Source organism: Corallococcus sp. EGB, from assembly GCF_019968905.1.
GTDB lineage: Bacteria > Myxococcota > Myxococcia > Myxococcales > Myxococcaceae > Corallococcus.
Genome location: NZ_CP079946.1, coordinates 2,703,854 through 2,721,384, shown reverse-complemented (window position 1 = coordinate 2,721,384; position 17,531 = coordinate 2,703,854). Strand labels below are relative to the sequence as shown.

The 17,531-nt window shown below is 70.3% G+C and carries 15 protein-coding genes; 4 read left to right on the top strand and 11 right to left on the bottom strand.

The window, feature by feature from the left end; genetic code table 11:
• Positions 1 to 162 precede the first annotated feature (162 nt).
• Complete coding sequence (locus tag KYK13_RS11640) at positions 163 to 1,113, bottom strand: diguanylate cyclase (RefSeq protein WP_223644137.1); 951 nt, start codon at positions 1,111 to 1,113, stop codon at positions 163 to 165.
• 127 nt (positions 1,114 to 1,240) lie between these two features.
• Here KYK13_RS11640 and KYK13_RS11635 point away from each other — a divergent pair, with 127 nt between their 5' ends.
• Positions 1,241 to 2,038 (top strand): glycosyltransferase family 2 protein, encoded by a 798-nt coding sequence (locus KYK13_RS11635; protein WP_223644136.1) that lies wholly within the window; start codon positions 1,241 to 1,243, stop codon positions 2,036 to 2,038.
• Between the two features lie 6 nt (positions 2,039 to 2,044).
• Positions 2,045 to 2,896 (top strand): ChbG/HpnK family deacetylase, encoded by an 852-nt coding sequence (locus tag KYK13_RS11630; RefSeq protein ID WP_223644135.1) that lies wholly within the window; start codon positions 2,045 to 2,047, stop codon positions 2,894 to 2,896.
• Here KYK13_RS11630 and KYK13_RS11625 read toward each other — a convergent pair.
• From KYK13_RS11625 to hemE, 5 genes are all read right to left on the bottom strand, one after another.
• The gene (locus KYK13_RS11625) at positions 2,875 to 3,534 is read right to left on the bottom strand and encodes a class I SAM-dependent methyltransferase (RefSeq protein ID WP_223644134.1); all 660 of its coding nucleotides are present in this window, start codon (positions 3,532 to 3,534) and stop codon (positions 2,875 to 2,877) included. The genes KYK13_RS11630 and KYK13_RS11625 overlap by 22 nt on opposite strands.
• Complete coding sequence (locus KYK13_RS11620; RefSeq protein ID WP_223644133.1) at positions 3,531 to 4,670, bottom strand: mannosyltransferase family protein; 1,140 nt, start codon at positions 4,668 to 4,670, stop codon at positions 3,531 to 3,533. The genes KYK13_RS11625 and KYK13_RS11620 overlap by 4 nt, the downstream gene beginning before the upstream one ends.
• 95 nt (positions 4,671 to 4,765) lie before the next feature.
• Positions 4,766 to 7,003, bottom strand: coding sequence for a fatty acid oxidation complex subunit alpha FadJ (gene fadJ, locus KYK13_RS11615; protein WP_223644132.1), 2,238 nt, complete (start codon positions 7,001 to 7,003; stop codon positions 4,766 to 4,768).
• The gene (gene fadI / locus KYK13_RS11610; protein ID WP_223644131.1) at positions 7,003 to 8,304 is read right to left on the bottom strand and encodes an acetyl-CoA C-acyltransferase FadI; all 1,302 of its coding nucleotides are present in this window, start codon (positions 8,302 to 8,304) and stop codon (positions 7,003 to 7,005) included. The genes fadJ and fadI overlap by 1 nt, the downstream gene beginning before the upstream one ends.
• Before the next feature lie 117 nt (positions 8,305 to 8,421).
• Positions 8,422 to 9,465: a uroporphyrinogen decarboxylase gene (hemE, locus tag KYK13_RS11605; protein WP_223644130.1), complete on the bottom strand. Its 1,044-nt coding sequence runs from the start codon at positions 9,463 to 9,465 to the stop codon at positions 8,422 to 8,424.
• Positions 9,466 to 9,775: 310 nt separating this feature from the next.
• Here hemE and KYK13_RS11600 point away from each other — a divergent pair, with 310 nt between their 5' ends.
• Positions 9,776 to 10,123 carry a hypothetical protein gene (locus KYK13_RS11600; RefSeq protein ID WP_223644129.1) on the top strand — a complete coding sequence of 116 codons (348 nt, stop codon included), beginning with the start codon at positions 9,776 to 9,778 and terminating at the stop codon, positions 10,121 to 10,123.
• A 4-nt stretch (positions 10,124 to 10,127) separates the two neighbouring features.
• On the opposite strand, the gene KYK13_RS11595 is transcribed toward KYK13_RS11600, so the two are convergent.
• Genes KYK13_RS11595 through KYK13_RS11580 form a run of 4 tightly spaced genes read right to left on the bottom strand, consistent with a single transcriptional unit; the run spans position 10,128 to position 13,910 of the window.
• Positions 10,128 to 10,766, bottom strand: coding sequence for a carboxypeptidase-like regulatory domain-containing protein (locus KYK13_RS11595; RefSeq protein ID WP_223644128.1), 639 nt, complete (start codon positions 10,764 to 10,766; stop codon positions 10,128 to 10,130).
• Complete coding sequence (locus KYK13_RS11590) at positions 10,766 to 12,451, bottom strand: caspase family protein (protein WP_223644127.1); 1,686 nt, start codon at positions 12,449 to 12,451, stop codon at positions 10,766 to 10,768. The genes KYK13_RS11595 and KYK13_RS11590 overlap by 1 nt, the downstream gene beginning before the upstream one ends.
• Positions 12,438 to 13,235 carry a hypothetical protein gene (locus tag KYK13_RS11585; RefSeq protein WP_223644126.1) on the bottom strand — a complete coding sequence of 266 codons (798 nt, stop codon included), beginning with the start codon at positions 13,233 to 13,235 and terminating at the stop codon, positions 12,438 to 12,440. Before KYK13_RS11585 ends, KYK13_RS11590 begins: the two co-directional genes overlap by 14 nt.
• Before the next feature lie 3 nt (positions 13,236 to 13,238).
• Positions 13,239 to 13,910, bottom strand: coding sequence for an RNA polymerase sigma factor (locus tag KYK13_RS11580; protein WP_223644125.1), 672 nt, complete (start codon positions 13,908 to 13,910; stop codon positions 13,239 to 13,241).
• Positions 13,911 to 14,141: 231 nt separating this feature from the next.
• Between KYK13_RS11580 and KYK13_RS11575 the strand changes: the two genes are divergently transcribed.
• The gene (locus tag KYK13_RS11575) at positions 14,142 to 14,912 is read left to right on the top strand and encodes a hypothetical protein (RefSeq protein WP_223644124.1); all 771 of its coding nucleotides are present in this window, start codon (positions 14,142 to 14,144) and stop codon (positions 14,910 to 14,912) included.
• Between the two features lie 27 nt (positions 14,913 to 14,939).
• Here the strand turns inward: KYK13_RS11575 and uvrA are convergent, their stop codons facing one another.
• Complete coding sequence (gene uvrA / locus KYK13_RS11570) at positions 14,940 to 17,486, bottom strand: excinuclease ABC subunit UvrA (RefSeq protein WP_223644123.1); 2,547 nt, start codon at positions 17,484 to 17,486, stop codon at positions 14,940 to 14,942.
• Positions 17,487 to 17,531: the final 45 nt, after the last annotated feature.

Genomic DNA, 17,531 nt, shown 5'->3' with positions numbered 1-17,531 from the left:
TTCCAGAGTCCGACATTTGCAATGGCCTTGCCAAACCGGAGATTTGGATAAACCCCGGCAATCACGCCCGTTTTCAGGGACATGACAAAAAGGGGCAAGGTCATTTTAGACCCACGAAACCCAACGGGGTCAAACCAGACCCCGGGTTTTTGACCCCTGGGGTCAGCCGGCCCGGGAGGGCGGCGCGGAGAAGAGGGGGGCGGGGGGGTGGAGGCAGATGCGGTCGCGGCCCTCGCGCTTGGCGCGGTAGAGGGCCTCGTCGGCGGTGAGCAGCAGTTGCTCCGGGGTGAGGATGGCGCGGTGGGGGAAGCTGGAGACGCCCAGGGACGCGGTGACGCGCAGGGCGCCCTCGGGTCCTGCGTGCAACTCGTTGATTTCCTTCCGGATCCGCTCCGCCACGGTGAGGGCGCCGGGCAGGTGGGTGCAGGGCAGGAGGATGGCGAACTCCTCGCCGCCGTAGCGCGCCACGAGGTCCGTCTCGCGCACGCTGTGCTGGAGGGAGGCCGCCACCTCTCTCAGGACGCGGTCCCCGGCGCCGTGGCCGTGCGCGTCGTTGATGTTCTTGAAGTGGTCCAGGTCCACCAGGATGAGCGACAGGCTCTCGTCGTAGCGCTGCGAGCGGCGGAACTCCTCGCGCAGCCGCTCCTGGAAGTAGCGGTGGTTGTGCACCTGGGTCAGCCCGTCCGTCACCGCCAGGCGTCGCAGCTCCTCCACCTGGGAGTGAAGCGAGACCCACCGCGAGTGCGTCTCCAGGCTCCGGTAGAGCCTCAACCGCAGCTCTTCCTCATCCCATGGGGTCAAAATCACCTCAGCCCCCCGGCGAAGCGCGGTGAGTCGCAGGGTGCGGTCCTCCTGGGGCGCGAGGACCACCACAGCAGGTCGGGGCGCGGGCTGCGGTGGGGTGAGGGATTCCAGGAGCGCCTGGGCCTGGACCTCCTCGAGGCCGCTGGCGCAGAGCAGGACCCCGTCTACCTCCTGGGTCAGGCCCAGCGCCTCCGGCCCGGAGCGCGCCACGCGCAGGGCAAAGTCCTCGGGGCCGAGCGTGCGCACCAGTTGCGGCAGCAGCGCCTGCGAATCATCCACGACCAGGAGCGTGTAGGGCTGGGCCTTCACCGTGTCCCCGTAAAATGATGACTACGCGGTACTATAAGGGTTTCCCGCGAGAAGGGCCATGGGGTTTGCCACCGGGGGGACCGTCTGCTAGCGAGCGCCCGTTTCCTTCCTGACGGAACGGAGCCTCATGACGACCGCGGTAAAGCCCCCGAGCATCAGCCTCTTCTTCCCCGCCTGGAACGAGGAGGACTACGTCGAGCGCGCCGTGAGCCGCGCCCTGGAAGTCCTGCCGAAGCTCACCGACGACTTCGAAATCATCGTCGTCAACGACGCCTCCACGGACCGCACGCAGGAGGTCTGCGACGCGTTGGCGGCGAAGGTGCCTCAGCTTCGGGTCATCACGCACCCGGTGAACCTGAAGCTGGGCGGGGCGATGCGGACGGGGCTGGCGGCGAGCACGAAGGACCTGGTGCTGTACTCGGACATCGACCTGCCGTGGGACATGCGGGAGCTGGAGCGGGCGCTGCACCTGATGGAGTACCTGGAGGCGGACATGATCTGCGCCTTCCGGTTCGACCGCACGAGCGAGGGCGCCAAGCGCATCGTGTACTCGTTCGTCTACAACCTGCTCATCCGGGCGCTGTTCGACATCCAGATCAAGGACGTGAACTTCAGCTTCAAGCTGATGCACCGGCGGGTGCTGGAGTCGATGGAGCTCAAGAGCCAGGGCTCGTTCATCGACGCGGAGCTGGTGGTGAAGGCCATCCGCAAGGGCTTCCGGGTGTTCCAGATGGGCGTGGACTACTTCCCGCGCACGCGCGGCGTCTCCACGCTGGCGTCGCCGTCCGTCATCCTGAAGATGATGAAGGAGCTGGTGTCGCTGTACCCGGAGACGCGCTCGCCGCCGCAGCCGGGCAAGCCGGTGCGCCTGCCGCCGTCGGTGCAGCCGTTGCGCTCGGTGCAGGGCCACGCGGGGCGCGGGTAGGACGGCATGGCGTCGCGCACGCGGCTCATCGTCAACGCGGACGACCTGGGGCTGCATCCTTCATTGGACGCGGGCATCCTCAAGGCGCACCGCGAGGGCATCGTGACCAGCGCGACGCTGCTGGCCATGGGGCCTTCGGCGGCGGAGGCCGTGGGCCGGGCGCAGGCGCAGGGGCTGGCGGTGGGCGTGCACCTGGCGCTGTCCACGCGGCTGCCGTGCGCGGCTCCCGCGGACTCCGTGCGGACGGTGGCGCCTGACGGGCGGCTGCGCGGCGACTGGGCGGAGTTCGCGAAGGCGTGGCTGACGGGGCGCGTGCGTCAGGACGAGTTGGAGCGGGAGCTGTCCGCGCAGCTCTCCCGCGCACGGGAGCTGGGCGCGCAGGTGGATCATCTGGACGGGCACCAGCACCTGCACCTGTTGCCGGGCGTGCGGTCGGTGGTGGAGGGCATCGCCGCGCGCGAGGGCCTGCCCCTGCGGTGGCCGGATGCGCTGCCTCGCGCGTCGTGGCTGCGGGCGCCGGGTCCCGCGTTGAAGACGACGGCGCTGGCGGTGCTCGCGCGCACGGCGCCCCGGGCGCGTCCGGGCGTGCGGCGGGTGAGCGCGGGCGGAGTGTTCGAGGCGGGCCGGCTGGATGAGCCCGCGCTGCTGGCGGTGCTGGACGCGCTGCCGGCGGGCGACTTCGAGCTGGGGTGTCATCCCGGTGAGGGAAGGCCGCACGTACCGGAGGATCCGGCGTGGACCTATGGCTGGGAGGCGGAGCTGGCGGCGCTCACCAGCCCCCGGGTGAAGGCGAAGCTCGTGGAGCGGGGCATCGTGCTCGCGAACTACGGCGAGCTTCAGCGGGCCTCGGCGTCGTAGAGCAGGTGCGGCGTGGTGTAGCCCTCGCCCAGGCCCACGACTTCACGCACCTCGAAGCCCGAGTCCCGGAGCAACCGGACGCCATCCACCCGCGGCTTGAGGACCATGCCGCCGCTGGCCCTGGTGCGCCCCAGCAGCGACACCATCACCCACTCCTGCGCGAGCGCCTTCGCGTGCTTCCAGGAGCGGTCTCCCTCCACCTCCTTCAACAGGAAGCGGCCTCCGGGCTTGAGCAGGCCGCGCACGGACTGGAGGAAGCCGGGCCATCTCTCCTCGGGCAGCAGGTACAGCACGTCGCAGACCACCACCGCGTCGAGCGTGTTCGGCTGCGTCTTCGCGAGCGCCTCCACGGAGCCCACGTCGAGCGTCACGTTGGGCAGTCCCGACAGGGCCTGCTTCGCCCAGCGCACCTTGCGCTCATCCAGGTCCACGCCCAGCACGCGGCGCTCCGGCATCGCGAGCGCCATCACCGCGGACAGGAGGCCGTGCCCACAGCCGATGTCCGCCACCGTCCCGGAGGGCAGGCGCGACGCCACCGCGAGCAGTGGGGCCGAAGACGCCCGCGCGTGGACGTGGAAGCGCTCGCTCGCGGGCAGGTGCGCGTAGAGCTTCAGCGCCTGGGACATGAGGCCGCTCACGACACGTACTCCGCGGCTCCGTACGCCGCCGCCAGCGCCAGCATCACGCACGCGCTCGTGGCGAGCACGCCCCACCTCAAGCGCGGCCGTTCCCGCAGCAGCAGCGCCAGCGTGAGGAACAGCGGGAAGGCGGCCAGGAGGTAGCGCCCCATGCCCATGAAGTCCTTGCTGGACATGGCCGGCAATCCCACGATGGCCAGCGCATACACGCCATAGCCCCACCCCAGCCGCTTCGCCGTGGGCCACACCAGCGCGAGGGCCCCCAGCGTGACGGCTGCGTGCCCCACCAGCCGCAAGCCGTCCGACAGCGACATGTCCCGGCTGAAGCCCTGGAACCAGCGCAGCTTCGCCCACGTGCGCCAGCCCGGCTTCTGGTCCCACCCCGGCGAGGACTGCACCTTCACGAACGCGAACGGCTCGCCGAACGCCTTCCACTGGTAGAGCACGTACAGCACGAAGCCCGCCGCAGCGAACACCGGCAACAGGTCCACCCAGCTCCACTTCAGGCCGCGCTCGTGCTTCCACTCCAGCCGCCGCGCGAGCAGCCCCACCACCAGCGCGGGTGCCACCGGCCGCGCCGCCGTGGCCACCGCCGCGAGCAACACCGCCCACCCCAGCCGACCCTGCTCCAGCAGCAGGAACGCCCCGATGATGAGCAGGAGGAACAGCGCGTCCGAATACATGGCCCCGTAGAGGAAGAACGCGAACGGATAGAACGCGAGCAGCAGCCCCGCGCTCCTGGCCGCCTCCTCATCCGCCCGCGTGCGCGCCCACAGCGTGAAGACGTACAGCGCGCCCAGGCCGCACACCATGGTGACGAGCACGCCCGCGAGGAACGTGTCCACGTGCACCAGGCCCAGGCCCCGCAGCACCAGCGGGTACAGCGGGAAGAACGCCACCGCGCTCTGCTGGCCGGGCGTGTAGCTGTAGCCCTCCGTCGCGATGCGCGCGTACCAGCCAGCGTCGAAGTGCGTCCAGCCCAGGAGGAGGGGAGCGCCCGGCCACGTCAGCCGCGCGGGGCTGTAGCCCTGCGGGAACGCAATCGCGGACGCCGTGACCAGCGCGGTGCACACCGCCAGGGCGGCGAGCCCGGCGGTCAGGACAACACGAGGAGCGGAACGGACCATGTGGGGCATGCCCCTTGGTCCAGAACCGCCCCTCGCGTCAAGTCAGGCCCGGAAGCGAGGAGAAAACCGTTTGAGGTCCCCTCACCCCCTGGTGCGTCACGCGCTCAGGACTCGTAGAAGCCCTTGCCGGCGCGCACCTTCTCCACCAGGAGCGGCGCGGGCGTGAAGCGCTCGCCGTACTTGTCCTGGTAGTGCTCCAGCTTGCGCAGCAGGTTGGCCGGGCCCAGGGCGTCCGCGTAGCGGAACGGGCCGCCCAGGAACGGCGGGAAGCCCAGGCCGAAGATGGCGCCCACGTCGCCGTCGCGGGGGCTGCGCAGGATGCCCTCGCCCAGGCAGCGGATGGCCTCGTTCACCATCTGGAGCGCGGCGCGCTCGGCCATCTCCGCGGGGTCCAGGGACTTGCGGTCCTTGCCGTGCGGCAGGAGCAGGTAGACCTGCGGGTCCACCTCCTTCTTCTTCCCGCCCTCGTACAGGTAGAAGCCCTTGTTCGTCTTGCGGCCCAGGCGGCCGTCGGACACCACGCCCTCCAGCGCCTTGGGCGCCGCCATGCGCTTGCCGAACGCGGCCTCCATGATGGGCCCCACCTTCTGGGCCACGTCGATGCCCACCTCGTCCAAGAGCGTGATGGGCCCCACCGGGAAGCCGAAGTCCACGAGCGCCTTGTCCAACTGGACGATGTCCGCGCCCTCCGCCAGCAGGTACGCCGCCTCGTTCATGTACGGCGCGAGGATGCGCGACGTGTAGAAGCCCGGCCCGTCGTTGACGACGATGACCGTCTTGCCCTGCTTCTTGCCCACGTCCACGCAGGTCGCCGTCACCCACTCGGCCGTGCCCGGGTGCGTGATGATCTCCAGCAGCGGCATCTTGTGGACCGGGCTGAAGTAATGCATGCCAATCACCTGCGAGGGGCGCTTGCTGCCCTTCGCCAGCTCGCCAATGGGCAGGCTGGAGGTGTTGGACGCGAAGATGGTGTTCTCGCCGGTGACGGCCTCCACCTCCGCGATGACCTTGTGCTTGAGCTTCAGGTCCTCGAACACGGCTTCAATCACCAGGTCCACCGACTTGAAGCCGCTGTAGTCCGTGCCCGCGGTGATGTTGGAGAGCTTCGCGTTGGCCTCGCGCTGCGTGAGCGAGCGGCGCTTCACGCGCTCATCCAGCACCGTCTGCACCTGCTTGAGCGCGCGGCCCGCGCCCGCGTCGTCCTTGTCCTTCACGCGCACGGGCACGCCCTGGAGCACGCCGGCCACGTAGGCGATGCCGCCGCCCATGAGGCCGCCGCCCAGCACGCCCACCTTCTTCACCTCGCGCGGCTTCAGGTTGGGGTTGGCGGTGCCGTTCTCCTTCTTCAGCGCCGTGGTGGCGAAGAAGATTTCCACCAGGCGCCGGGACACGTCCGTGAACACCAGCTCACCGAAGGCCCTGGCCTCCGCCTCCAGGCCCGCCTTGCGGCCGGACTCCAGGCCCACGCGGATGACCTGCAGCGCCTTCTCCTGCGCGGGGTACTTGCCGCGCGTCTTCTTGAGGAGCTGCTTCTTCGCCTGGTCGAACATCACCTTGCGGCCGAGCGGGTTGTCCTCCAGCGCCGCCTCCTTCCAGAGGTCCTTGCTGATGAGCCCCTGGAAGATGCCGGCCAGGCCCTTCTTCTTGCCGCCCTGGGCCACGGCCTTGAAGCCCTGGTGCGCGCGCTCGACCTTGAGCGTGCCCGCGGCCAGCTCCGCCGCGCGCTTGAGGGCGATGTCCTTGAGCATGGGCACGGGCACCACTTCATCCACGATGCCCAGCTTCTTCGCCTTGGACGGCTTGACGTTCTTGCCGGTGAGGATGAGGTCCAGCGCGGCCTCGGCGCCAATCAGCGCGGGCAGCCGCTGCGTGCCGCCGGCCCCGGGGATGAGGCCGAGCTGCGTCTCCGGCAGGCCCACCACGGACTTGGGGCTGTCCGTGACGATGCGGTAGTGGCACGCGAGCACCCACTCCAGGCCGCCGCCCAGGCACGCGCCGTGGATGGCCGCGACCACGGGCTTGGAGAAGGACTCCAGCCGGTCGAACTGCTCGTGCGCGCCGCGGCTGATGGCCTCCACCTCCGCGGGCGTCTTGAGCGTCTGGAGGAAGTCGATGTTCGCGCCGGCGACGAAGTTGTCCTTCTTGCCAGAGATGAACACCACCGCCCGCACCTCCGGGTCCCGCTCCGCCTGCAGGAGCAGGTCCGAGAACGCGGCGCCCACTTCCGGGGACAGCGTGTTCACCGGCGCGCCCGGCTGGTCCACGGTGATGACCGCGACGCCGTTCGCGACGTCGTAGCTCAAGCCCTGCTTCGCTTCGACTGACTCTTGCTTGGTCGCCATCACGCACGCTCCAGGATGACCGCGGCGCCCAGTCCGCCCGCGGCGCAGACGGTGCACATCACCGTGTTCTTGTTCCGACGCTTCAGTTCATTCAGGGCCTGCGTGATGATGCGAGCCCCGGTGGCACCGAACGGGTGCCCGATGGAGATGGAGCCGCCCGTCACGTTCAGCCGCGAGCGATCCACCTCCCCCACCGGCGCGTTGAAGCCCGCCTTCCTGGCGAACTCCTTGGACGCGAGCGCCTGGAGGTTGCTCGCCACCTGCGCGGCGAAGGCCTCGTGCATCTCCACCAGGTCGATGTCGGAGAGCTTCATCCCCGCGCGCTTGAGCGCCACGGGCGCCGCGTACGCCGGGCCCTGGAGCAGCTGGTCGCCCGGGTCCGTGGCCGCGAACGCGTGCGAGCGCAGGAAGCCCAGCGGCTCGTAGCCCAGCGCCTTCGCCTTCTCCTCGCTCATGAGGAGCAGCGCCGCGGCGCCGTCCGTCAGCGGGGACGCGTTGCCGGCGGTGACGCTGCCATAGCGGCGGTCGAACACGGGCTTCAGCTTGGAGAGCGCCTCCAGGCTGGTGTCCTCGCGCACGATGTTGTCCTTGGTGGCGATCTGCTCGTACTTCGGCGGGACGACGACGTGCATCACCTCGTCGTTGAAGAGGCCTTCCTTCCACGCCCGGGCCGCGTTCTGGTGCGAGTTGAACGCGATGAGGTCCTGCTCCTCGCGGGAGATGCCGTTCTCCTTGGCCATCTTCTCCGCGCTCTCGCCCATCGTCTCGCCGGTGGAGTACTCGGCGATGGCGGGGGGCACGGGGATGAGGTCCTTGGCCTTGAGCTTCTGGAAGGGCTTGAGCTTGTCCGGCAGGCTCTTGCCCTTGGACGACGCGGCCAGCGCGTGCGCCAGCGGGCGGCTGGTGAAGATGGGCGCGTCGGAGAGGGACTCGGTGCCGCCGGCGATGACGACGTCCGCGTCGCCCAGCGCGATGGCGTTGGCGCCCGCCACCATGGACTGGATGGACGTGGCGCAGGCGCGCGCCACGGTGAAGGCGTCAATGCGCTTGGGCAGGCCCGCCGCCAGCACCACTTCGCGCGCGATGGACGGCGCGGTCAGCGTGGGGATGACCTGCCCGAAGACGACCTGGTTGATTTCGTTGGGGTCCAGGTCGCTGCGCTGGACCAGCTCCTGGACCACCATGCGGCCCAGGTCCAGCGCCGTCAGGTTCGCGAAGACGGTGCCCGCCTTCGCGAACGGCGTCCGCAGCCCCCGGACGATGGCCACCCGCCGGTGGCCGTTGCGCTTCTCGCTTGCCATGTGTGCCTCACCCTCTGTGAAACGAGTGAGGCGCTTCTAACGGCGGGCAATGCACCGCGTCAATGTCGGATTGATTCTTGAGTCAACTGGCCGTCAGCTGGACGGGCGGGCGTCTGTTCAGTCGAGCGTGCCCTGGCGCAGGGCGGCGCCGTGCTTGTGGACGGCGTCCACGAGGAACTTCGCGGCGTCCGGGTCGGTGGGCGGGAGGATGCCATGGCCCAGGTTGAAGATGTGCCCGGTGGGGCCGGCGCGGCGGAGGATGTCCTTCACGCGACCGTCCAGCTCCTCGCGGGGCAGGAAGAGGTGGAGCGGATCCAGGTTGCCCTGGGTGGCGACGTCGGGGCCGAGGATGCGGCGGCCCTCATCCACGGGGCAGCGCCAGTCCAGGCCGATGACGTCCGCGCCGGTGCGCTTCAAGAGCGGCAGGTGCGGGGTCATGTTCACGCCGAAGAGGATGACGGGGACGCCGGTGGCCTTGAGCTCCGTCACCATGCGGGTGAGGTACGGGAGGCTGAAGCGTTCGAAGTCCCAGGGGGACAGCTCGCCGCCCCAGGAGTCGAAGATTTGAACAATCTTCGCGCCGGCCTCCACCTGCATCTTGAGGTACGGGATGAGGGTGTCGGTGAGCTTCTGGAAGAGGCGGTGGGCCACCTCGGGCTGCTCGAAGAGCAGGCGCTTGATCTGGATGTAGCTCTTGGAGCCGCCGCCCTCGACCATGTACGCGGCGAGGGTGAAGGGCGCGCCCGCGAAGCCAATGACGGGCACGGAGTCGTGGAGGGCCTTGCGCGTGCGGCGGATGGCCTCGGCGACGAAGCCGGTGCCTTCGACGGGGTCGGGGACGCCGAGCTTGTCGATGTCCGCGGGCGTGCGCAGCGGGTTGGGGAAGTGGGGGCCCTTGTCGCCCAGCTCCAGGTGGATGCCCATGGCCTCCACGGGGATGAGGATGTCGGAGAAGATGATGGCCGCGTCCACGCCCAGGCGGGTGATGGGCTGGACGGTGACTTCCGCGGCCAGGTCCGGGTTCTTGCAGAGGTCCAGGAACGCGATGTTGCCGCGGATGGCTCGGTACTCGGGCAGGTAGCGGCCCGCCTGACGCATCAGCCACACAGGGGTGGTGTCGGTGGGCTGGCGGCGCGCCGCGCGCAGGAGTCGGTCGTTCACGTCGTCACCTTTGTGGGGCGAGAGGGAGGCAGGGGCTTCACGGCCTGGGGTGTACCCTATCTCCATGACCCGGTTGAACCGCTACGTTCCGAGCCTGCTCGCGCTCGCATGCATGGCCTGCGCGGCGGGGCGGACGGCCGCTCCCGCCCGGCCACAGTGGCCGCTGCCTCAGGAGTTGGTCCGCTGGGAACCGGTTCCCGGCGTCAGCGTCATGGCACCGAGCCCCCCACCGGGAAGCTCCAAATCAACGACCGAGACCACCCGCGTCAACTGTGGGCCTTTGCGGGTCCATGACCCGACCCAGTGGCCCATGAGCCACCTCCGGTTCAACTGCTCGTGGGAGGAAATGAATTTCTCCAGACAGTTCCAACTGTATTGGTACCCAGGCGCCTTCGAGGCTGGGAAGTCGCCGGAAGAAAACCTCAGGCGACTCGAACAGGCTTACGTCCAGCCCTTCGAACGCGACGAATACAGGCGGTTGCCCTCCCCCTGGATGGGCTGGGAATGGCGCGGCGTGGGTGAGGGAGAACTGATCCGTGACCGTTGGATCGTCGTTGGAACCGGGCTCCTGTTCCTGCAAGCGATCTCCGCCGAAGAAGATCCGCACCCCGAGGCCGAAGCCTTCCTCGATGCGTTGCGGGTCACTGACGTGAAGTAACGATTCAGCCGCCGTCCCGGCCGCCGCCGTGGTCATCGCTGCCGCCGTCGTCGTCCCCTCCGCCCTTGTCGTCCGCAGGCAGCGTGATGGCCTGCACGCGCTCCTCGCCTTCACGGACGCAGACCTGCGTCTCCACGTCCTCCAGGTCGTCGGCCTTGACCTCCAGCGAGTAGCAGCCCGCGGGCAGCGGCCCCAGGCGCACCTCGCCGCGGCTCGTGTCCACCTTGGCGCGGTCTTCTCCCGTGCCTCGCAGCTCCACCTCGACGTCGGGCGGAATGGCGCCCTTCTCGTCCCGCACTCGCACGGTGAGGAAGGCCCCGGGCCTGGCCTGGATGTCACCCACGTCGGTGACCCTCGCGCCCCGCGCCACCACGGTCGTCCTCGCCGCCTGCGTGCGGGAGGCGACGACGTACAGTTCCAGCGACCTCGCCGGCACGCCGTCCAGTTCGAAGCGGCCGTCCGCGCCCACCGTCGCGCGCAGCTCCGAGTCGCCCATCACGTTGACGCGCGCCACGCCGGCCTCCGCGCCCAGCACGCGGCCCCGCACGGTGCCCGTGCGCAGGTCCCCGTTGTCGAAACCGCCACAGCCCACGAGCGCCAACACCAGCGCTCCCAGGGCCCTGCCACAATTCCTGGCTCGCATCAGAAGCGGTACCCTCCGGCCAGCATCAGGCCTCCAAAGCCCACCGTGCGCGTCTGTCCGTCCACCGGGACGTAGGCCCATAACGCCTGCGCGAGCGCCTCCACCATCCACACAGGGCTGAAGCGGAACGACAGCGCGGCCATCCATCCCGGCCAGACAGTGACGTACTGCTCGTTCCGGTCCAACAGCTCCAACTGGAAGGAGCGTTGCAGCCACAATCCGGCCACTCGCGGACCGGTGGACAGGCCCAGCCGGCCCCACTTCCACGTGGGTCCCACTGTCACGCCCACGAGCAGCGTGCGGTGCCGCACCGGGACGTCGCCGCCCGGATCCAATCGCAGTGACTGGCTCCCCTGCCCCGCCGCCACGTCCACCCAGAGGTCCAGCTTCCCGTCCAGGAGCACGCCCTCCCATCCCAGCCCTACTCCCGCCTGCGCCGACGCGGGCAGCACCTGCTCGCGGCTCTTCCCGTCCAGGAAGCCGAGCACCCCCCCGCCCAGCGTCACCGTGCGCCTGGGCCCGTCCGCCATGGGACGCAGCAAGGCCTCCAGCTCGCGCCGCTCGCCGGAGCGCAGCGCCACGGTGTCCTCCCACAACACCTGGCCTCCCTTGCGCAGCTCCAGCTTGCGCCGGCCCTCTGGCACCACCACGCCGCCGGGCAGCTCACCGGCCTCCTGTCCGTCCACCTTGAGGGTGAAGCCCTCCAGCCTGGCGCTGTAGGAGAAGACCTCTGGCTGCCCCGGCCGCTGCAACGAGCCGGAGAGCAGCACCGGATCCGCGCCCACTTCCAGAATCTGCGCGCTGGGGCGCTGGCGCCCTTCCGTATAGGCCCAGGTGTTACGGCGGGCCCAGTCATGGGCCTCGGTGGCGCTCACGGCGCCATCGCGGTTGCGGTCGCCGCGTCCGTCGAGCGCCTCGATGAGGAAGTGCGTGTAGATGTCGTTGGTCAGCGCGTCGTCCTCGCGCGCGGCCTCTCCCCAATCGCTGGCGGACAGCACCAGCGAGGCGCGGCTCGCCGCCTCCAACGGCTGAGGCAGGAAGGACGCCTTGGTGTGCGCGAGCTCGTCGCGGACCTCCGGGGGCAGCAGCGACTTGCCCGTGCCGCTGTGACAGGTGGCCAGGATCAGCACGCGCCGCCGCGAGCCCAGTCGCTCCAGCGACTGCTCCAGCGTGGCCATGTCCAGCCCCGTGCCGGCCACGTCCCGGTAGCGCGTGTCGGACGTCACCAGGTAGCGCTGGAGCTCGCCTCTCGCGTCGCGCGCCAGCGAGCCGTGCCCGGACACATACACGACCACCGTGTCCTGGGGACGCCACGGCCGCGCGCCCAGCGCCTGGAGCGCGGCGAGCACCGCGGTGCGCGTCGTCTGCTCGGACCGGGTGAGCACCGTCACGGAGCGGAAGCCCCCGCGCGCTGGATCCGCCAGCACGCGGCCCAGGTCCTCCGCGTCCTTCGCCGCGTAGCGCAGCCCGTTCCAGGCGGGGTCCGTGTACGCGGAGATGCCGACGAGCAGCGCGTGCCGCTCGCCCTCCTGCGCGGAGGCGAGCACGCCGTCGTCCAGGCGCACCCGCACCGCGCGGCCCTTCTCCCGTGGCTCCACGGAGCGGCACGCGCCGAGCGCCACCAGCGCCAGCACCATGGGGATGAACAGCAGGCGGGACACGCGCGGCTCCTCAGGGAGCAGCATGCCCTGACTCCACCCTCAAGCGAAGGCGGGCCTGGGCCGCTTCCGGAGGCACCCGCCCGCTGACGCGCGCCGCCTCCAGCGCCGCGGCGCCCTGGTCGTCATGCGGCCAGGCGACCAGCACCAGCGTCACCGCTCCGTGCTCGTCCTCCAGGGACACACCCGCCAGCTCCTCGCCGTCGCGCAGGTCGTGCGTGCCCGGCGTCAATACATGGCGGCCCAAAACCTGCGGCGGCACGCCCGGGGCTTCGCGCACCAACAGTGCGTCCGCGGACTCACTGGCGTGGTAGCGCAGGAGCACCACGGCCTCGGGCGGCAGCACCGCGTCCTCCGCGACCGCGCGCACCTCACCGTCGGGCAACTGCGCCGCGGCCGTGAGCTCCAGCGCCAGCGGCGCGGTGCCCTTGATGCGCTGAGAAGGTGGCTCCACGCTGCCCGGTCCTCCGGGCCCCGGGCGCACCACGAGGGCCAGGATGACGGCGGCGGCCGCCGCCCCCAGTCCTCCGGTCAGCCATGCGCGTCGCGGCGAGCCCATCTTCCGGCGCACGCGCGCCCAACCGACCGCGTCCTCCCGGATGGGGCGGCCCGAGGCTTCGACGAGCGCCTCATCCGTCATCGCGTCCAGCCCCGGGAACGCATCGGGCTCCGCGTCCTCGCGGGCGAGGAACGCCTCGCACGTCTCGCAGGGATGCGCGAGGTGCTCGGCGAAGTAGCGCACCGCTTCGGGCTCCCGCCGTTCGAGCTGCTTCGCGGACTCCACGTCCAGGTGTCTGTCGCTCGCGCCCATGATTCAGCCCACCTCCGCGGCCAGCAGCCGCGCCAGCAGCTCGCGCTTCACGCGGGCCCGGAAGCGCTCCAGCCGCATCGTCACCGCGCTCTTGCCCAGCCCTAGCTTGTCGGCGATCTCCCGCGCGCTCAGCTCGCCCTCCAGATAGAAGAGTCGGGCGGTCTCCTTCTCCGGGCCCTCGGGCAGCCCTTCGATGAGCTCGCGCACCACGGCCACGCGGCGCTCCAGCGTCAACGACGGCGGCAGCGCGGGCGCGGCGGTGTCCACCTCCCGCGCCAGGTCCTCCGCCACGCGGGCCCGGGCCTTCGCGCCTCGACTGAGCGCGTAGGCGTGATGCCTCGCGATGGTCAGCAGCCAGCCGCTGAACGCGCGCGGATGCTGGAGCCGGGGCAGCTCGCGGAAGGCGCGCACGAACGTCTCCTGCACGGCGTCCTCCACCTCCGCCGCCCCCAGGACACCCGATCCCTGGGCCACGCGGCGCACGGCCCCATGGAAGCGCTGGTAGAGCTGACCGCACGCGGCCTGCTCTCCCCGCGCCGCCCGGCGGATGCAGTCCGCCAGCTCCAGCTCCGTCATGGTGCCCTCCCCGTCCCCACGCGCTCCGCGCACGCGCGCGACGGCCGCGTGTGGGGGCAGCTCGCCCAGGGCGATGCCGGTCCAGGTGAGCGAATGCAAGCCATGACCCCTGTTCAGTACTCCGTGCGAGGGGAAGGAGTCACGGGGGGCTTTTCCGGCCACGCCCGTCCGGTCGAAGCCCCCGGGAAAAATCACGCTGGAAAATCGGCCCGTGGCCGTTTTGGGCGGCCGGACTCCTTTCCTTCAGCGGAAGGGCTGACGGGCGGGCATCGCACGGCCGGTGCGAGCCCAAGGGCCCGGCGTCCCCACCGGAACCAGGAGACACTCGTCATGCGTCGTTTCATCGGTCTGTTCGCGTCCCTCATGTGGCTGTCCGCGTGCGGCAACAGCACGTCCTCGGTGGGGTTGAGCACGCGGATGGGGAGCGCGGTCACGGGCTCGGCCCTGACGCGCACGGCCAGCCAGCGGCTGGGGCTCTCCAATGGCATCACCGTGGAGCGCGTGCGGCTGTCGGTCCGCGAGCTGGAGCTCAAGCGCGAGGGTCATCATGACGACCGCTCCGACGACGACTCCGACGCTGGGACGGACGCCGGAACCAGCGAGGACAAGGGCGAGCACAAGCAGCGCACGGGGTCGTTCCTCATCGACCTGTCCGGCACGGCGCTGGACGGCCAGGTGGTGCGCCTGCAGGACATCGCCGTGGATGTCGGGACCTACGACGAGATTGAATTCGACATCGGCAAGGTCGACCCCGCGAACGCCACGGGCGGTTTGAAGGAGCTGGCGGACCAGGGCGCGTCGCTGATCATCGACGGCCACATCGACGGCGAGCCCTTCCAGTTCGTCTCCAGCCTGCGCGTGGAGCAGGAGCGCAAGGTGAGCTTCGAGATCGTCGAGGGCGACGACCAGAACGTGACCTTCAACATCGACCCGAGCGGATGGTTCACCGACAAGGACGGCAAGCGGCTCGACCCGCGCGAGTCCAGCGCTCGGTCGCAACTGGAGAACAACATCCAGAAGTCCGTCGACGCCTTCGACGACCACGACCGCAACGGTGGCGAGGACTCCGACGACCACGACCGCAACGGCGGCAAGGACTGAGCACGTCCCCGCCGTCCCACCGCTCCGTCACCCGAGCGTTCGCGCCAGGTACGGAGCGGTGCGGCTCTCCTTCACCTTCGCCACCTGCTCAGGCGTGCCCTGCGCCACCACGCGGCCGCCGGCGTTGCCCGCCCCGGGCCCCACGTCGATGACGTGGTCGCTGGCGGCGATGACGCGCAGGTCGTGCTCCACGACGATGACCGTGTTGCCCGCATCCACCAGTCCGTCCAGCTGCGCCATCAGCTTGTCCACGTCCGCGGGGTGCAGGCCGGTGGTGGGCTCGTCCAGCACGTAGAGCGTGTCGCCGTGCTGCGTGCGCTGCAGCTCGGTGGCCAGCTTGATGCGCTGGGCCTCACCGCCGGACAGCTCCGTCGCGGGCTGCCCCAGCCGCAGGTAGCCCAGGCCCACGTCGCGCAGCACCCTGAGCGCGCGCTGGAGCGGCGGCTCGTCCTGGAAGAAGTCGAAGGCGCCGTCCACCGTCATCCCGAGCACGTCCGCGATGTTCTTCTCGCGGTAGCGCACCTCCAGCGTCTTCGCGTTGTAGCGGGTGCCGTGGCACGTGGGGCACGGCGCGTACACGCTGGGCAGGAAGAGCAGCTCCACGCTGACGAAGCCCTCGCCCTCGCACGTGTCGCAGCGGCCTCCCGCCGTGTTGAAGGAGAAGCGCCCCGCGCCGTACTTGCGCGACTTCGAAAGCGGCGTCGCCGCGAACAGCTTGCGCACGTGGTCGAACAGGCCCGTGTACGTGGCCAGGTTGGAGCGCGGCGTGCGGCCGATGGGCTTCTGATCCACCGTCACCAGGCGGCGGATGGCCTCCATTCCCTCATTTATATGGCCCTCACTCGCCATCACCGGCTCGCGGTCCAGCGGCTCGCCCTCCTCTTCTTCCGGCGCCAGCGACTGGCCCAGCCGCGCCGCCACCAGCTCCACCAGCGCCTGGCTCACGAGGCTGGACTTGCCGGAGCCGGACACGCCCGTCACCGTGGTGAAGACACCCAGCGGGAAGTCCACGTCCAGGCCGCGCAGGTTGTTGCGCTTCACGCCCTCCAGGCGCAGCCGCCCGGTGGGCTTGCGGGGCGTGCGGCGGCGCACGGCCTCCTCCTCGAAGAGGTAGCGCCGCGTGCGGGACGCCTCCACCTTCGCCAGCCCTTCGGGCACCCCGCTGTAGAGCACGCGTCCGCCGTGCTCACCGGCGGCCGGGCCCACGTCGACGATCCAATCCGCGTGACGGATGACGTCCACCTCGTGCTCCACCACGAACAGCGAGTTGCCCGCCTCCTTCAGCCGGTCCAGCGCGGTGAGCAGCGACTCCGTGTCCGCGGGGTGCAGGCCGGCGGACGGCTCATCCATCACGTACACGACGCCGAAGAGGTTGGACCGCACCTGCGTGGCCAGCCGCAGCCGCTGCAACTCACCCGGTGACAGCGTGGGCGTGCTGCGCTCCAGCGACAGGTAGCCCAGACCCAGGTCCGTCAGCACCTGGATGCGCGCGAGCAGGTCCCGGGTGATGCGCTGGGCGACGATGAGCTTCTCCGGGTGTTCGCGGGCCATGCCTTCCGCGTCCTTCCCCTTCCCTTCCGCCGTGGGCCGGATGAGCGCCGCGACCTGCTCCAGCGGCAGGCGGGACAGGTCCCCGATGTCGAGGCCCGCGAACTTCACGGACAGCGACTCGCGCTTCAGGCGCTTGCCCTCGCACAGCGAGCAGTCGCTGGCGACCATGTAGCGGGCGACGCGCTTCTTCATCATCGCGCTCTGGGTCGTCGCGAAGGTGGTCATCACGTAGCGCTTCGCTCCCGTGAAGGTGCCCATGTAGCTGGGCGGCTCCTTGCGGGCGATGGCGCGCTTCACCTCCGCGGACGTGAAGCCCGCGTAGACGGGGACGGTGGGCTGCTCGTCGGTGAAGAGGATCCACTGGCGGTCCTTCTTCGGCAGGTCGCGCCAGGGCTTGTCGATGTCGTACCCGAGCGTCACCAGGATGTCGCGCAGGTTCTGGCCGTGCCACGCGGGCGGCCACGCGGCGACGGCGCGCTCGCGGATGCTCAGGGAGTCATCCGGCACCATGGAGCGCTCGGTCACCTCGAACACGCGGCCGATGCCGTGGCACTTCGGGCACGCGCCCGCGGGCGTATTCGGTGAGAAGGCGTCCGAGTCCAGCCGCTCCACCTTCGGCGGGTAGGTGCCCGCGCGCGAGTAGAGCATGCGCAGGGAGTTCGACAGCGTCGTCACGCTGCCCACCGACGAGCGCGACGTCGGCGCGCCCCGGTGCTGCTGGAGCGCCACCGCTGGGGGCAGCCCTTCGATGGCGTCCACCTCCGGCACGCCCACCTGATCAATCAGCCGCCGGGCATACGGGGCCACGGATTCGAAGTAGCGCCGCTGCGCCTCCGCGTAGAGCGTCCCGAAGGCGAGCGACGACTTGCCGGAGCCCGACACGCCGGTGAAGACCACCAGCGCGTCGCGCGGGACGTCCACGTCCACGTGCTTCAGGTTGTGCTCACGTGCGCCCCGGACGCGGACGAAGCCGGAGGGGTCGGGAGTCTTGCGGGAGCGGGGGGCTTTCGAAGGAGGTGCCATGCGAGGGCGCAACCTGCCCACCCTCGCGGGCGGGGTCATCCACGA

What these genes read in the sequence shown, in the direction of transcription:
- KYK13_RS11635 (WP_223644136.1), top strand. Translation starts at nt 1,241, where the DNA reads ATGACGACCGCGGTAAAGCCCCCGAGCATCAGCCTCTTCTTCCCCGCC.
- KYK13_RS11630 (WP_223644135.1), top strand. Translation starts at nt 2,045, where the DNA reads ATGGCGTCGCGCACGCGGCTCATCGTCAACGCGGACGACCTGGGGCTG.
- KYK13_RS11620 (WP_223644133.1), bottom strand. Translation starts at nt 4,670, where the DNA reads ATGCCCCACATGGTCCGTTCCGCTCCTCGTGTTGTCCTGACCGCCGGG.
- fadJ (WP_223644132.1), bottom strand. Translation starts at nt 7,003, where the DNA reads ATGGCGACCAAGCAAGAGTCAGTCGAAGCGAAGCAGGGCTTGAGCTAC.
- fadI (WP_223644131.1), bottom strand. Translation starts at nt 8,304, where the DNA reads ATGGCAAGCGAGAAGCGCAACGGCCACCGGCGGGTGGCCATCGTCCGG.
- KYK13_RS11600 (WP_223644129.1), top strand. Translation starts at nt 9,776, where the DNA reads ATGAGCCACCTCCGGTTCAACTGCTCGTGGGAGGAAATGAATTTCTCC.
- KYK13_RS11595 (WP_223644128.1), bottom strand. Translation starts at nt 10,766, where the DNA reads ATGCGAGCCAGGAATTGTGGCAGGGCCCTGGGAGCGCTGGTGTTGGCG.
- KYK13_RS11590 (WP_223644127.1), bottom strand. Translation starts at nt 12,451, where the DNA reads ATGCTGCTCCCTGAGGAGCCGCGCGTGTCCCGCCTGCTGTTCATCCCC.
- KYK13_RS11585 (WP_223644126.1), bottom strand. Translation starts at nt 13,235, where the DNA reads ATGGGCGCGAGCGACAGACACCTGGACGTGGAGTCCGCGAAGCAGCTC.
- KYK13_RS11575 (WP_223644124.1), top strand. Translation starts at nt 14,142, where the DNA reads ATGCGTCGTTTCATCGGTCTGTTCGCGTCCCTCATGTGGCTGTCCGCG.
- uvrA (WP_223644123.1), bottom strand. Translation starts at nt 17,486, where the DNA reads ATGGCACCTCCTTCGAAAGCCCCCCGCTCCCGCAAGACTCCCGACCCC.